At 67.7% G+C, this 15,033-nt stretch carries 12 protein-coding genes; 2 read left to right on the plus strand and 10 right to left on the minus strand.

Annotated features, from left to right (window positions below):
• Positions 1 to 78 precede the first annotated feature (78 nt).
• Genes narI through TOK_RS13205 form a run of 4 tightly spaced genes read right to left on the minus strand, consistent with a single transcriptional unit; the run spans position 79 to position 6,813 of the window.
• A complete protein-coding gene (gene narI / locus TOK_RS13190; RefSeq protein WP_098958150.1) occupies positions 79 to 807 on the minus strand; it encodes a respiratory nitrate reductase subunit gamma in 729 nt (242 codons plus the stop codon).
• Positions 804 to 1,448, minus strand: a complete 645-nt coding sequence (narJ, locus tag TOK_RS13195) for a nitrate reductase molybdenum cofactor assembly chaperone (protein ID WP_098958151.1) — start codon at positions 1,446 to 1,448, stop codon at positions 804 to 806. The genes narI and narJ overlap by 4 nt, the downstream gene beginning before the upstream one ends.
• Positions 1,445 to 3,106 carry a nitrate reductase subunit beta gene (gene narH / locus TOK_RS13200; protein WP_098958152.1) on the minus strand — a complete coding sequence of 554 codons (1,662 nt, stop codon included), beginning with the start codon at positions 3,104 to 3,106 and terminating at the stop codon, positions 1,445 to 1,447. The genes narJ and narH overlap by 4 nt, the downstream gene beginning before the upstream one ends.
• Positions 3,106 to 6,813 carry a nitrate reductase subunit alpha gene (locus TOK_RS13205; RefSeq protein ID WP_098958153.1) on the minus strand — a complete coding sequence of 1,236 codons (3,708 nt, stop codon included), beginning with the start codon at positions 6,811 to 6,813 and terminating at the stop codon, positions 3,106 to 3,108. Before TOK_RS13205 ends, narH begins: the two co-directional genes overlap by 1 nt.
• Positions 6,814 to 7,101: 288 nt before the next feature.
• Here TOK_RS13205 and TOK_RS13210 point away from each other — a divergent pair, with 288 nt between their 5' ends.
• The gene (locus TOK_RS13210; RefSeq protein ID WP_306305139.1) at positions 7,102 to 8,250 is read left to right on the plus strand and encodes a nitrate/nitrite transporter; all 1,149 of its coding nucleotides are present in this window, start codon (positions 7,102 to 7,104) and stop codon (positions 8,248 to 8,250) included.
• A gap of 451 nt (positions 8,251 to 8,701) precedes the next feature.
• Here the strand turns inward: TOK_RS13210 and TOK_RS13215 are convergent, their stop codons facing one another.
• Positions 8,702 to 8,938: a hypothetical protein gene (locus TOK_RS13215; RefSeq protein WP_098958154.1), complete on the minus strand. Its 237-nt coding sequence runs from the start codon at positions 8,936 to 8,938 to the stop codon at positions 8,702 to 8,704.
• A 562-nt stretch (positions 8,939 to 9,500) separates the two neighbouring features.
• Here TOK_RS13215 and TOK_RS13220 point away from each other — a divergent pair.
• Complete coding sequence (locus tag TOK_RS13220; protein ID WP_141566381.1) at positions 9,501 to 9,860, plus strand: hypothetical protein; 360 nt, start codon at positions 9,501 to 9,503, stop codon at positions 9,858 to 9,860.
• Between the two features lie 311 nt (positions 9,861 to 10,171).
• Here TOK_RS13220 and TOK_RS31695 read toward each other — a convergent pair whose 3' ends face one another.
• The 5 genes from TOK_RS31695 to TOK_RS13240 all read right to left on the minus strand — a co-directional run bounded on the left by TOK_RS31695 (position 10,172) and on the right by TOK_RS13240 (position 15,023).
• A complete protein-coding gene (locus TOK_RS31695) occupies positions 10,172 to 11,044 on the minus strand; it encodes a hypothetical protein (RefSeq protein WP_141566382.1) in 873 nt (290 codons plus the stop codon).
• 514 nt (positions 11,045 to 11,558) lie between these two features.
• The gene (locus TOK_RS13225) at positions 11,559 to 11,942 is read right to left on the minus strand and encodes a DUF5313 domain-containing protein (RefSeq protein ID WP_306305140.1); all 384 of its coding nucleotides are present in this window, start codon (positions 11,940 to 11,942) and stop codon (positions 11,559 to 11,561) included.
• A gap of 813 nt (positions 11,943 to 12,755) precedes the next feature.
• Positions 12,756 to 13,586, minus strand: coding sequence for a hydrogenase nickel incorporation protein HypB (hypB, locus tag TOK_RS13230; protein WP_253258366.1), 831 nt, complete (start codon positions 13,584 to 13,586; stop codon positions 12,756 to 12,758).
• On the minus strand, positions 13,583 to 13,921 hold the full coding sequence (locus tag TOK_RS13235) for a hydrogenase maturation nickel metallochaperone HypA (RefSeq protein WP_098958156.1): 339 nt from the start codon (positions 13,919 to 13,921) through the stop codon (positions 13,583 to 13,585). Before TOK_RS13235 ends, hypB begins: the two co-directional genes overlap by 4 nt.
• Positions 13,922 to 13,961: 40 nt before the next feature.
• Positions 13,962 to 15,023 carry an AraC family transcriptional regulator gene (locus TOK_RS13240; RefSeq protein WP_098958184.1) on the minus strand — a complete coding sequence of 354 codons (1,062 nt, stop codon included), beginning with the start codon at positions 15,021 to 15,023 and terminating at the stop codon, positions 13,962 to 13,964.
• Positions 15,024 to 15,033 lie beyond the last annotated feature (10 nt).

Consider the following 15,033-nt stretch of genomic DNA (forward strand, 5'->3'; position numbering starts at 1 on the left):
GGCCGCAAGTAAACCCGCACAACATCAGTTACACCGCTCAGTTGACAGTCCCGGGACTGAGAACTGCGGGTCTTGTGGTCATCCGATCTTCTCCCAGCCGCGGCGCGCAGGTCGCGTGGCCGCGCCGGCGGATCGCGAGCGGTAGACGACGTAGGGCCGGAACAGGTACCCGAGGGGAGCTGTGAAGGCGTGCACGAGACGCGTGAAGGGCCAGATGGCGAACAGGGCCATACCGATGAGTGCGTGCAACTGGAAGGCCAGACCGGCCCGGCTCATCGCCGTGATGTCGGGTTGCAGAACGAACAACGACCGGAACCACGGCGAGACGGTCAGCCGGTAGTTGTGCTCCTCACCGCCGGCCGCGCCGAGCAGTGTGGTGGTCAGGCCGGCCACGATGGCCGCGACGAGCACGACGTACATCAGCTTGTCGTTGCCGGTGGTGGCCCGGAACACCGGCCCGGTGGTACGCCGCCGGTAGATCAGAATGCCGATCCCGACCAGCGTGGAGATCCCGGCGATGCTGCCCAGCAGCAGCGCCTGCACGTGGTAAGCCTCCTGGCTGAGCCCGACGGCGTCGGTCCAGCTCTTGGGGATGATCAGCCCGATTACATGGCCGATGATCACTACGAGGAGCCCGAAGTGGAACAGTGGGCTGCCGACGCGCAGCAGCCGTGACTCGTAGAGCTCCGAGGATCGGGTGGTCCAGCCGAACTTGTCGTAGCGATAGCGCCAGATCGTGCCGCCGACCAGCACGGCAACCACGACGTAGGGCACCACACCCCACAGCAGCACGTCGAGCGGGCTCATGACGGTCCTCCTGCGGGAATGGTGCCGAACGGCGCTCCGGTGAAGGTCGGCAGATCGAGGCCGACCTGCTCACGGGGCGGGCCGCTTCGGGCAAGCGCCTTGGCTGCGGCGACGTCGGCGGGCGACGCTCCCGGCAGCAGGGCGCAGACGGCCTCCACGGTGGCTGCGTACGGGGTGCCGGCGTCGAGAAGAGCCAGGCGCAGCAGCTCGATGCCGGGCCGGTGCTCCTGCAGGAGCTGCAGGCCGGCGGCGAGGTCGGCGGTGGCGGCGAACTCGAGCACCGCGGGCAGGAAGTCGGGCAGTTCGGGGTCCTCGAACTCCACACCGGACTCGCGGTAGCGGGCCTTGAGTCCCGCCAGGGCCGCTCCCCGGCGGCGGGTTTCGCCATCGGTCCACCAGGTGAGGTAGAGACAGCAACGGCGCCGGGTGTCGAACACCTCGACGTAGTGCTGCGCCGCCCGCTCGGGTGCGGTGGCCGCGAGGGTGTCGAGAAAGTACCCGAGCCGTTCGCGGGGCGGTCCGGGGCGTAGCGCGTCGACGGCGTTGCGCACCACCGGCATCAGCGCCAGCAGGGCCTCGTCGGGGTAGCGCAGACACACCGAGGCGGCCTGCAGCACGACGGCCTGGTCACGCGCGTTCATCGGGCCCCCCGGCGCGGGAACAACCCGGCCGGGCGCCCCTTGCCATCCCAGTTGAGAAGATTGACCCGGGCTCCGGGCTGCCCTGTGTCGGTGACGTGGTCGCTGGTCTGCCGTTCGCGCAGCGCCTGGAACGTCTCGACCGAGACCGGCACGGGTGTGCCCGAGCCCTCACCGAACGGACCACTTCCCGTCATCCCGGGACCTCCCTCGACATCGAGGCTGCAGCCGATCTCCTCCAGCTCGTGTGCGTCGCCCTCGTAGGCGGTGGGAATGACGTAGCGCTCCTCGTACTTCGCGATGCCCAGCAGCCGGTACATCTCGACGAGCTCGCCGCCGGTCATGCCGACCGCTGTCGCGATGGACTCGTCGCGCGGCCGGTCCAGCGACACGTCACGCATGTAGGAACGCATCGCGGCCAGCTTCTGCAGCACCCGGCGCACGGGGGTGGCGTCACCCGCGGTGAACAGCTCGGCGAGGTAGCCGATCGGGATGCGCAGCGCGTCGATCGCACCGAACAGGTTGCCCGCGGACTCGCCGTCGTGCCCGGTCTCGGTGAGCCGGTCCACCACCGGTGACAGCGGCGGGATGTACCAGACCATCGGCATCGTGCGGAACTCCGGATGCAGCGGCAGAGCCACGCGGTAGTCCTTGGCCAGCTTGTACACCGGCGAGCGGCGGGCTGCGTCGAGCCAGTCCTCGGTGATTCCGTCGCGGCGGGCCTGGGCGATCACCGCGGGGTCGGCCGGGTCCAGTAGGAGGTCGAGCTGCGCCTCGTAGAGGTCGTGCTCGTCCTCGACCGATGCGGCCGCCGCGACCCGGTCGGCGTCGTAGAGGAACAACCCGATGTAGCGCAGCCGTCCCACGCAGGTCTCGGCACAGACCGTGGGCAGCCCGACCTCGACACGCGGGTAGCAGAACGTGCATTTCTCGGCCTTGCCGGTGCGGTGGTTGAAGTACACCTTCTTGTACGGGCAGCCGGTGACGCACATCCGCCAGCCCCGGCACTGGTCCTGGTCGACGAGGACGATGCCGTCCTCGGCGCGCTTGTACATCGCCCCCGACGGGCACGACGCCACGCACGACGGGTTGAGGCAGTGCTCGCAGATCCGCGGCAGGAAGAACATGAACGCCTGCTCGTAGCTGAACTTCACTGCGGTCTCCGACTCCGCGCGGAGTCGTTCCACGATCGGGTCCTGCGGCCCGTGCTCGGGTGCGCCGCCCAGGTCGTCGTCCCAGTTGGCGCTCCACTCCACGGCCATCGGCTCTCCGGTCAGCAGCGACGTCGGCTGCGCGACGGGGAAGTCGTCACCGAGCGGGGCGTCGGTGAGCATCTCGTAGTCGTAGGTCCACGGCTCGTAGTAGTCGCGAATGTTCGGCAGCACCGGATTCGCGAAGATCGACAGCAGCTTCCGGACCCGGCCGCCGGCCTTGAGCGTGAGGCGACCACGGCGGTTGCGCACCCAGCCGCCCTTCCACCGCTCCTGGTCCTCGTAGCGGCGTGGGTAGCCCTGGCCGGGTCGGGTCTCCACGTTGTTGAACCAGGCATACTCGACGCCGCCCCGGTTGGTCCACGCCTGCTTGCACGTCACCGAACAGGTGTGGCAGCCGATGCACTTGTCGAGGTTCATGACCATGCCCATCTGGGCCATCACGTGCATCAGTACTCCACTCGCTGGCTGGTTCGGCGACGGACGACCGTGACCTCGTCACGCTGGTTGCCGGTCGGGCCGAGGTAGTTGAACGCGAAGGACAGCTGCGCGTAGCCGCCGATGAGGTGCGTGGGTTTGACCAGGATCCGGGTCAACGAGTTGTGGATGCCGCCACGACGCCCGGTCGCCTCCGACTTCGGCACGTTCACCACCCGCTCCTGAGCGTGGTAGACGAACACGGTGCCGGCTGGAATCCGGTGGGTGACTATCGCGCGCAGCACCATCACGCCGTTGCGGTTGACCGCCTCGACCCAGTCGTTGTCCTTCACGCCGATCGACGTGGCGTCGGCCTCGCTCATCCACACCACCGGGCCGCCCCGGGAGAGCGAGAGCATGAACAGGTTGTCCTGGTACTCGGAGTGGATCGACCACTTCGAGTGTGGCGTCAGGTACCGGACGGTCACCGACGCGCCGTCGGCGCCACGCGTACCGATCTCCGGCTCGCCGAACAGCCGGTGCATGTCCAGCGGCACCCGGTAGATCGGCAGTGTCTCCCCGAACTCGTGCATCCAGTCGTGGTCGAGCAGGAAGTGCATCCGCCCGGTCAGGGTGTGCCACGGCTTCAGCCGTTCCACGTTGACGGTGAACGGCGCGTAGCGCCGCCCGCCCGTTTCGCTGCCCGACCACTCCGGGCTGGTGATCACCGGGACCGGCCGGGCCTGGGTGTCGGCGAAGGTGATCCGCTTCTCCTCGCTGCCCTCGGCGAGGTCGGCCAGATGCGTTCCCGTGCGCCGTTCCAGCTGCCGGAAGCCCTGCACGGCCAGCCGTCCGTTGGTGGTGGCCGAGAGAGCGAGGATCGCCTCGGCCATCTTGGCGTCGGTGTCGATCGCCGGGCGACCGTCTCCTGCGCCGCCGAGCATCACCCCGTTCTTCGCCGCGAGGTAGCCGACCTCCTCGTCTGGGTGGTAGGTGACGGCCTTGGTCGTCATGCCCAGGCGGTCGATCAGCGGACCGATTGCGGCCATCTTGTCCGCGACAGATGCGTAGTCGCGCTCGACCGTCACGAAGTTCGGCATCGTCCGGCCCGGGACCGCCGCCACCTCGCCGGCCCGCCAGTCAAGGACCCGCCCGCCGGGCTGGGCCGTCTCGCCGGGGGTGTCGTGCTGCAGCGGGACGGCGACGATGTCGCGCCGCACGCCGAGGTGGGTACGAGCGAGCTCGGAGAAGCGCCGGGCGATCGCGTGGAAGGCGTCGAAGTCGGTCCGGGACTCGAACGGCGGGTCGATCGCCGGGTTGAACGCGTGCACGAAGGGGTGCATGTCGGTGGTGTTGAGGTCGTGCTTCTCGTACCAGGTGGCCGCGGGGAGGACGACGTCCGACAGCAGCGTGGAGCTGGTCATCCGGAAGTCCAGCGACAGCAGCAGGTCGAGCTTGCCCTGCGGGGGCTCCTCGTCGCGCCAGACGACGTCGCGCGGGCGAAGATCGGGCCGGGTCTGCGCCGCCTGCAGGTTGTCGTGCGTGCCGAGCAGGTGCCGCAGGAAGTACTCGTCGCCCTTGGCCGAGGACCCCAGCAGGTTCGCTCGCCACAGCGTGAGGCAGCGCGGCCAGTTCTCCGGCGCGTCCGGATCCTCGATCGCGAACCGCAGCGATCCGTCCTGCAGCCGACGGGCCACGCCGGCGGCGACGTCGCCGTCCCTGATCTCGTCGGCGAGGTCGAGGGGGTTGCGGTCGAACTGCGGGTACGAGGGCATCCAGCCCAGCCGCGTCGACAGCGCGATGGTGTCCATGGTGTGCATGCCGGCCAGCCGGCCCTTCGCCAGGGGCGAGGTGAGGGCATCGGCACGGTAGCCGTCGTAGCGCCACTGGTCGGTGTGGGTGTACCAGAACGCGGTGCCGATCATCTGACGCGGCGGGCGCTGCCAGTCCGTCGCGCCCGCCATCGTCGCCCAGCCGGTGACCGGCCGGCATTTCTCCTGCCCGACGTAGTGCGCCCATCCGCCGCCGTTGCGACCCATCGACCCGGTGAGCATGAGCAGCGCCAGTACCGCACGATAAGTGGCGTCGCCGTGGAACCACTGACAGATCCCCGCACCCATTATGATCATGGTGCGGCCCTGGGATTCTTCCGCGTTGTCCGCCATCTCGCGGGCGATGCGCTCGACGTGTTCCGCGGGTACCGAGGTGATCGGCTCCTGCCAGGCCGGGGTGTAGGGCTCGGAGGCGTCGTCGTAGCCGGTCGGCCAAGTGCCCGGCATCCCCTCGCGGTACACGCCGTACTGGGCGAGCATCAGGTCGAACACGGTGGTCACCAGCCGGCCCGCCACCCGCCTGACGGGTACGCCGCGGCGCAGCACCCCGCCGGAGCCGTCGAGGGCGTCGAAACGCGGCAGCAGTACCTCTGCCGTCCCGCCGCCGAGCAGGGTGAGCTGCGGCGCCACCTCGCCGAGGTCGAGGTTCCAGCGCCCGCCACCGTCCTCGGTGTAGCGGAACCCCATCGACCCGTTCGGTACGACCGCGTCTCCGGTGCGGCCATCGAGGAGCACCGTCTTCCATTCGGCGCCGTCCTCGGTGTCGCCCAGGTCAGCGGCGGTGACGAACTTGCCGGGTACGTGCGCACCGTCGCGCTCGTCGAGGGTCACCAGGAAAGGCAGGTCGGTGTAGCGCTGCACGTAGTCGACGAAGAACGGCACCCGGCGGTCGACGAAGAACTCCTTGAGCATCACGTGGCCCATGGCCATCGCGAGCGCGCCGTCGGTGCCGGGCTGAGCCGGAAGCCAGGTGTCGGCGAACTTCGTGTTGTCGGCGTAGTCGGGGGAGACGACGACGACCTTCTGACCCTTGTAGCGGGCCTCGGCCATCCAGTGTGCGTCCGGCGTGCGCGTGACCGGCACGTTCGAACCCCACATGAGCAGGTAGGTGGCGTTCCACCAGTCGCCCGACTCCGGGACGTCGGTCTGGTCCCCGAACACCTGCGGCGAGGCCACCGGCAGGTCGGCGTACCAGTCGTAGAACGACGTCATCGCCCCGCCGATCAGCTCGATGAACCGCGACCCCACGGCGTGGCTGACCATCGACATCGCCGGGATCGGGGAGAACCCGGCGATCCGGTCCGGGCCCACCGTCCTGATCGTGTGCACGTGCGCGGCAGCGACGATCTCCACCGCCTCGTCCCAGGAGACCCGTACGTGTCCGCCCTTGCCGCGCGCGGACTGGTAACGACGACGCTTCTCCGGGTCGGTGGTGACCTCGGCCCAGGCCTCGACCGGATCGCCGAGCCGGGCCTTCGCCTCGCGGTACATCTCGACCAGCACCCCACGGGCGTACGGGTAGCGCACCCGCGTGGGCGAGTAGGTGTACCAGGAGAACGCCGCGCCCCGCGGGCATCCGCGGGGCTCGTACTCCGGGGAGTCCGGCCCCACCGACGGGTAGTCGGTCTGCTGGGTCTCCCAGGTGATGATCCCGTCCTTGACGTAGACCTTCCACGAGCACGAGCCGGTGCAGTTCACCCCGTGGGTGGAGCGGACCACCTTGTCATGGCTCCACCGGTCCCGGTAGAACAGGTCACCCTCGCGTCCCCCGTGGCGGAAGACGGCGCGCAGGTCGTCGGAGGTCTCCCGTCGCGTGAAGAAGCGGCCGGTCCGCAGCAGCGCATCGGCCGCCGGGCCGTCCGTACCGCCACCATCCGGCCGTGCGGTGCTACCCGTGTCGAGAGTCATCCTTGCCTCCGTCGAGTCGGCCGAATCGAGGCTGACAGGGCCGGATGACTGCCCGGCAATGCCGAAGGTCCCGACTCGGGGGCCGTTGGCCATGTGTCGATCACGTCGCTCGCCGCACAGAGTTGGCGTCGGATGGTCCCGGCCGAGTCCGGGACACCGTCGTCTGTCGAGTTGGAGGATGCCGTGACGGAGTCTGCTGCGCCAGGGCATACACCCGCCGCATCGTCTCCCCCGGCGCCCCCAACGCGGGCAGGGGTGATGCTCGCGGTCGCCACTGTCGGATTCGCGGTGACGTTCTGGGCCTGGGCGCTGCTGTCGCCGCTGGGTGCAACGCTGCGGGAGCAGCTGCACCTCACCGCGTTCCAGCAGTCACTCCTGGTGGCCGTACCGGTCCTCGTGGGCTCGCTGGGCCGTGTTCCGGTCGGTGCGCTCGCCGACCGGCTCGGGGCCAGGCGCATGTTTCCTGCCGTCGCGCTCCTGACCGTCGTGCCGGTGCTCTACCTGGGGCACTTCGCGGACTCGCTGACCGGCTACCTCGTGGGCGGGTTCTTCCTCGGGCTCGGTGGCACGACGTTCGCCATCGGTATCCCCTTCGTCAACTCCTGGTACCCGCCGGCCCGGCGCGGTCTGGCGCTGGGCATCTTCGGCGCCGGCATGGGCGGCACCGCCATCTCTGCGTTCACCACCGTGCAGCTGACCAAGGCCGTCGGGCACAACTTCCCCTTCGACATCGTTGCAGGCGTCCTGGTCGTCTATGCGGCCGCCGCCTTCCTCCTGCTACGCGATCGGCCTGACCGGCAGATCGCGCCGGGCACCATGCTCGGACGGTTGAACACGACCCTGCGCATGCCGGTCACGCTGCAGATGTCGTTCCTCTACGCCGTGGCATTCGGCGGCTTCGTCGCCTTCAGCGTCTACCTCCCCACCTACCTCGTCAGCGCCTATCAACTCGACCGCGGCGACGCCGCCCTGCGCACCGCAGGGTTCGTCGTCCTCGCGGTGGTCATGCGTCCGGTCGGTGGCTGGTTGTCGGACCGGATCCAGCCAGTGGTCGTCCTCGTCGGCTCGTATTCGGTGGTGGCGTTGCTCGCCGTCGTCGCAGCGTTCGGGCTCCCCCTCGTCCCCGTGGGCACGATCGCGTTCCTCGGCGCGGCCGCGGCACTCGGAGCCGGCACCGGCGCTGTATTCGCACTGGTCGCCAAACTCGTCCCGGGTGGCCAGGTCGGTGCTGTCACCGGCGTCGTCGGCGCCGCAGGCGGGCTCGGAGGATTCTTCCCACCGCTGGTGATGGGAGCGGTGAACGGGGCTTTCGGCAGCTTCACGATCGGGCTGCTCCTTCTCGCCGCCACCGCCGCAACCGCCGCAATATTCACCGGGACAACGGTACGCAAACGCGCGCGAACGACGGCGATTCCGGAGTCAGAGCTGCATCGATGACGCCCGTCGCCCCCGCCTTCACCTGGCTCGGCCTGGTGCTGGGCATCTCGTTCCTCGAAGCATGTACGACCTCGACATCGTTGAGATCTCCCGTTGAGCGCGGAGTCGGCGCCGGGCGTCACGAGGCGATGGATGATCCGCATCGACGTGGCGCGCCAGACCCGAGAGCGGGAAGCTGTGCCCGTCCGTGGAGTTGCACCGCACGACCTCAGCGGCGCCGGCAGCCACCGCTACATCCGCGATCTCCGGCCGGTTCGCGGCCTCGACCGCCAGCACTCTGCACGACTCGATCTGCAGCCGCATCGAGGAGTCCGTCACCGTAGGGGTCCGAGGTACGTCCGATGACAGCTACCCTCACGAGCCCGTTGGTCAGGCCCACGATTCACGTCCCCGGCTCACCGCGGGCCCCCACGCCTGCTGACGACTCGACCTGCTCCGAGCTGTCGCACCATCACCGGTGCCCCTCCTCCGCGGCACCTTGTAGCGATGCCGAGTCCTGGAGCTCGCCGGCGGCCAGCACTTCTGGGCGTATCCACTCATCGGTGCAGGCGCCGCGCACCGCGGCGCGGTCCAACAGCTCACGCACATGCCTGCGATGCAAGAACGCCTCGTAGGGCAGCCCGGCCGCCTCAGCGATGTCGATATTGAGGGCCGCCCGGTCAACCTGGTTGCGAAGCTCTGCTACCACCGCGATCCCCCGCGCTCGTCCTCGACATCCATGCGCAGCGGGTGCCGCGCAGTCGCTCCGTGCCCGAGGCCGCTCGGCATACTGGTCGGCGAGCTGCTGCCGACCTTCTCCGTCGTCTCGGTCCGATCCTCTGCGAGTTCAGCCCCCACCCAGCCGCGTGGGGGCTGTGCAGGCCCACGGAGCCCCGTGTACCTGCAACGTACCGCGCACTTGCAGACTTTCGCAAGTTAGCAACTTCAACATAAGGCACCCTCGTCGGTCGATCGAAGCAAGGGAGAGCGCGAGATGTTCGTACGCATGACCTACATGTATAGCGACGACGACCGCGCCGAGGACGCCATCACCTGCCTCGAGGAAGTCGACCGGCCGGCCGCCGAGGCGGTGCCCGGCGATCAGGGGCTGCGCACCTTTCTCGACCGCCGCTCCGCCATCCTGGTCGCGGCGTCGTGCTGGGATACACCCGAGCCGGCCTCCGACGCCGGCTCGACCCATGCACGCTGGGCGGCAGCGGAAGCCACCGGCGGACAACTGACCACCGAAATCGTTCGAGGTCGCGGCACGGATGTACCCCGATCCCCGGCCCGGCGGGCCGGTACTCCAGACATATCTGGCAACACGTGCCGCCGACGTGGTGCTGCTGACTGCCCGAATGATCGACACCGTGTTTCCCCGGTTGTCGGAATTCCTGGGGATCTGTCAGGCCGAGCTATTGTTCGACCACTCGGCGGGAGCCGTACTCCTGACCACGGAGTGGATGACCGAGCAACAGATGCGACGCCGCGGCATGCGGGAAGCGATGGCACTGTTCGGCAAGCTCCGTGACCAGCTCGACGTTACCTTCCAGGCGACCAGTGACCACGCACTGCTCAGCGCATCCCGCAAACCCCGGAATGACAGGGACATGCGGACCGGACCGCTATGACTCCAGTCGGGATCGAGCATCGACCGGCAGTCGCCGCTACGCCCGGTGAGCATGGATGTCCGGAGGAACACCCCGACACAGCGGCGACGACGTCACCGCGGCTGAACCGGTCAGCCGATGCGCTCGTGCAGGCCGTGCAATACGTCGCGCAATGCGCTCGGCACCTTGCTTCCGAGCGTGTCGAACCATTCCTCGATCAGAGGTGATTCTCTGCGCCGTCCGCGAGTGTCGACGGACAGCCCCCTACTGCGGACCATGCGTGTGCGACTTTCGGGCTCGGTCGTTCTGGCGGGTCAGCCGGCCTGGCCCTCTCATGGAGGTGGCATGTTCTCGGTGTTGCCAGGGCCGAGTAGACGTGATGCCTGTGCAGCGACCTCGAAGGCCAGCCGTGGCTCAGTAAGGACGGGTGCGAGTCGCGATGCCGGAGTCGTGTTCACCATCCCGACAGCGCAGGCGTGACAGACTGCGACGTTGATCACTGGCGCCGCGGCACGGGAAATGGCTCGGACCAGTCCGGGCAGAGGAAGGACTCCTGCCTGCGGTGGAGGAGAGATTACCGAACCGCAAGGGCGGTCCCAGGAAATCTGAACAATCTGCTCATCATCATCCATCAAATTTACGACCACATCGGCGTCTCGCACCAGATTGCTCAGCGGACCGTCGTCCCGCGGCTCCCACATCACTATGTCGAATACTCCTGCAGTCAGCAGGAGTGCACACAACAGTGGCAGACGTGAAGCGCCGGCGATGACGACCCGTGCCCCACGTGGCGTCCCTCGGGTTCGATTCAGGTAGGTAACAATTGCGGCAAGGGTAGAAATTGCCTCGGCATCAGCCTCTGTTATCACCGGGCGGGTGCTCTGTTCGGCCAGTATGGATCGCACCTCACGAGCCAAAGTAGCGTCGGTCGCTGCGATCACGATCGCTCCGACCTCTACCGGCAGCCTTCCCAGAATCTGTGCGAAGTGTCCGACCCCATCCGTTCCCACAAGAAGTGGGGTTGCACGTATACCCGACAGGTGCTGGACCGCGGCGGCAATTCCCTCCGGGGTGACCGCAGCGGCCTCATCGGACAAAGGATACTTTGCGGCCTCGCGCATTCGCCTCGCCGCCAGGAGGCGTCCCATCGACGGGATGATTGTCGAGAAGGTTTGCTCGTCGGAGTCCGTTGCCGTGAGCGACACCGCCGACACCACTGCGACACTCCACTCCGCAGCGACTCGCGGGGGCCGACGGCGTAGCGAACTGATCCATTCTCTGGGACGCGGGACGATCATCGACAGACATCGACCCAGGTCGCGCGTTCGGGTGCCGGGTCGTAGATCAGGTCAGGGTCCATCTCTTCAGGATCCGGTTCCGGGTAGCGCCGGCCGAGTTCCTCAGGCTGGGACCGGTCACCCGCCTCCCGATTGACCGTTGGGCGCTCCGGCGGCTGTGGCGCCATGAGCAAGAGACCTGTCGGTGTCGATCGATACGCTGGACGCAGACGCACTGAACCAGCCCTGATACCGCCACCTGCATCAAGGGAAGAACTATAGGTCGACCACATCACGATGCTCCTCCCGTGTCTCCATGAGTTCACATTCTTCATAGTTGGTGAAATATGCAGGTGGTACGGATTGCCTTGATGCGGGTCACCGCCCGGACCAAGCGATGCCCGCCCAGTGAGGCCACGGACCACTTGCGGAAGAGTTCCGGTCAGCTGCGATAGCGGGCGTTGTAGCGAGCCGTGGCCTCGGCGCGCTGCTCGGCGTTCGCTTCGTCACGGACGCTCGCTGCAGTGCCCGGCGCATACCCAGCCTTCGTTACCCGGTGCTCGACAGACTCATCCATGATCGACATCGTGTACTGCAGTGCCACGAGCCACCCGAGAAGGGCGGCTGTCAATCTCACCCAGAGCGGTCCGGGAACCAGCAGGAGGACGGGGATCGTGATCACCGCCAGTTGGCTTCCAGCGCGAGCGAAATGGCGGTACTGCCAGGTGCGGCACGTCGCGTCATAGAGCACCCAAGCCCGATACTTGTCCGGCAACCCGCCGCCAAGGGCGTACCAAAGCCACCGCAGGACGTTCGGTCGCTGCATCTCCGTCACGTCTATTCGTCCCTTCATCACAACTACGCGCTGACTGCGTACGACGCCTCGGCTCAACCTGCGACCGAGCTGCCGTGCTCGGTCGGTCAGCCTTGACCGGCTCCGCCTTCTGGCACTGCCAGGTCGCTGCGAGCCGTCGGGCCGGCCCATGGCCGGCCTCCGGCGCCGCATACCGAGTGACGGCGGCGGGGCCGCTGCCTCAATGAAGGCGAAGTCGTCCGACGAGGCGGCAGCTCGCCCCTGCCGTGCCGGGGTCTGTCTGCCTCCTGGCCGTCGTTGATTCCTCATCGCATGAGGCCTGGCCTCGACCCTGCTGCCGACTTCACCGGTTGCGGCCCGCTGCAGGCGCCCGACGGAGCTGGTTCAAAGCTTCGAGCCGTGCTCGGATGCATCCCAGCACGGCGCCGAGGCCAGCACATCCGAACACCGGTCCAAGGTCGGCAGCCCGCGGCTTCCCACCGCCGTCCCGACGGCCGGGCGGTCGATCGGACAAGCGATCGCGTCGTCGACGCGGGTGCCTTCGCGACAGATCGGTCCAGCGCACGAGCATCGGAGTACTCCTCTTCTGCGTGTGGCGACCTCTGCCGACTCTCCTCTGCATAATAAATTGCAGAGTTCTAAAAGTATGCAACTAGGTGAGCGACGCCATGTCAGGACAACTACAGCGGCTGGGGAGGCCGGGCTCCGCGACGCCGAGGACCCGGCGGGCGAGCTGAAGCGTGATCATCCAGGAAGCCGACTCCGTGGCTCCGGGACGCATCAAAGGCCGCTTGGCAGGAGCGAAGGATCGAACGGTGTCTCGGATCACCCATGCGGGGAAACGCTCGGGGAGATACGCGCTGCGCTCGCGGGACGAGCCCGCGCGGCGGCGAGCTCCGCGTGTCGCGCGGTCAGCCACGAGCACCAGAGGTCGAGCCCGGCGCCGTTTCGTGCGCTCGTCTCGATGACCTCGACTCTGGGGTTGACATTCCGAAGATTGCGGTAGAAGTCCTCGATGCTGAACTCGAGGTGCGGAAGGAGGTCGACCTTGTTGACCAGCACCAGATCGACGGATCGGAACATCACAGGGTACTTCAGCGGCTTCTCCTCGCCCTCCGTGATCGCGTAGACCATGGCCCGGTTGTGCTCGCCGACATGGAACTCGGCCGGGCACACGAGATTCCCCACATTCTCGACGATGACCAGGTCCAGATTGCTGAGCGGGAGCCGGGAGAGGGCCGAGCGGACCATCGGGGCATCCAGATGGCACTCACCACCGAACCCGTTCGCCGTGTTGAGGAGGGCGATCTCCGCTCCGAGGCCCGTCAGGCGGTCGGCATCGATGCTCGTCTCGATGTCGCCCTCGATGATGCCGACCCGCAGGCGGTCTCGCAGACGGAGGAGTGTTTCGCGCAGGAGGGCGGTCTTGCCCGCACCCGGGGACGACATCAGGTTCACGGCCAGGACGTCAGCCTGGTCGAAGTCCCTCCGGTTCGCGTCCGCCGTGTGGTCGTTCTCGTCGAAGATGCGTTCGAGTATCTCGATCCGATCGGTCCCGGTTGCATATCCGGAATGGTCCCCGACAGGCGCGTCGGGCCCATGCCCGTGCCCGTGCTCGCTCTCGTCGTGTCGGTGGAAGCGGCCCACGATCGTCATACCTCCATGAGGTCGAGAGAAGTGATGAGGAATTCCTCGCCGGAGACGATCTCCACGTCTCGGCCCTGACATTCGGGGCAGACGAGGATCGGTTCGGTGAGGGTGTGGACGTGCCGGCACCCGGCGCAGCGGATCGCCGCGGGCACTCGCTCGATCTCGAGCGCCGCCGACTCGAGATCAGACCCCTCCGTCACGAGCCCCCAGCAGTAGGCGAGCGTGTCCGGCACGATCTGGCGAAGCTCACCGACACGGAGCCGGACGATGCGGACCGTGCTGCCGTCAGCGTGGCACTCGACGAGCTTGGTGATGGCGCGACAGATCGACAGCTCGTGCACGACGGCCTCCTGGACTCGGCGGACTGTACCGGCGGAAATGTCACCTGCGCAGCGTCTCCGACGGCGACTCGCCCCATCGCTTGCGGTATTCGACCGAGAAACTGCCCAGGTGGTTCATGCCCCAGCGTTGAGCGACGCTGGTGACGGTCACGCCGTCGGTGGGCAGCGCATCGGTGAGTTCCTCGCGGGAACGCGTCAGTCGCCTTTCGCGGATGTACGCGACGGGGCTGAGGCCCAATTCGTCGTGAAAGGCCTGTTGAACGGATCGTACGCTCAGGTGGACGCTGCGTGCGATCATCTCCATGGTGATGCGCTCGCTCAGGTGCGCCTCGATGAAGTCGGTCGCCTCCCTGATCACCCGGCGCTCGGCCCGCACGGCCGGCGTCATGAACTCGCGTTGGTAGTTGGATGGTTGCAGGTGCAGGAGGCTGCTCATCAGCAGTTCCTCGATCGCACCGATCCCCTGACCGCGCTGCACCAGCGAGCCTGTGTAGTACACCTCGGCGTGCAGCAGCTGCACCGCGGTGTTCCATCGCATCGCCGCCTCTTCCGCGAGGTCGAATGCGGGCTCGAACGCGATCGGATGTGGCAGTGTGCGGCCCATCAGCCTCGTGAGGTGTGCCGCCAGTGGGGGCTCCTCGATGCGGATCACGAGAACCGGCGAGTCGTGGCCGAACTCCAGCCGCACGCCGGGTCCGGGGCTCGTGACCAGTGCCTGGACCGTGTTCGCCTCGATCGTGCTGTCAGGTCCGCGGCACATGACCCGCCCGTTCGTCGGCATGCAGATCGTGAAGTACGGGCCGAGGACCGGGATGTCGAGCGTTGCGGCAACGGTCAGGTCGAGGTAGAGCATGCTGACGTCACGTAGCCGCACGCCGAACAGGCTCGCCGCGAAACCGTCTCCCACGGGGTCGGCCAGCGTGAGCGAACCCGGCGAGAGCACCTTGCCCACCATCTGGGCTGCTGACCGGACGTCTTCGGTGTAGAAGATCTCGTGGCCGGCCAGCGCAGGGGGTACACCGCGAGACCGGACCTTTCGGCGGACCGGGCCCGCGGTCCGCCGGGCGTCGATGTACCGGAATCGCGTGAGCCTCGAGGTCATGCCGGACAGC

This window comes from Pseudonocardia sp. N23, from assembly GCF_002583555.1.
Classification (GTDB): domain Bacteria; phylum Actinomycetota; class Actinomycetes; order Mycobacteriales; family Pseudonocardiaceae; genus Pseudonocardia.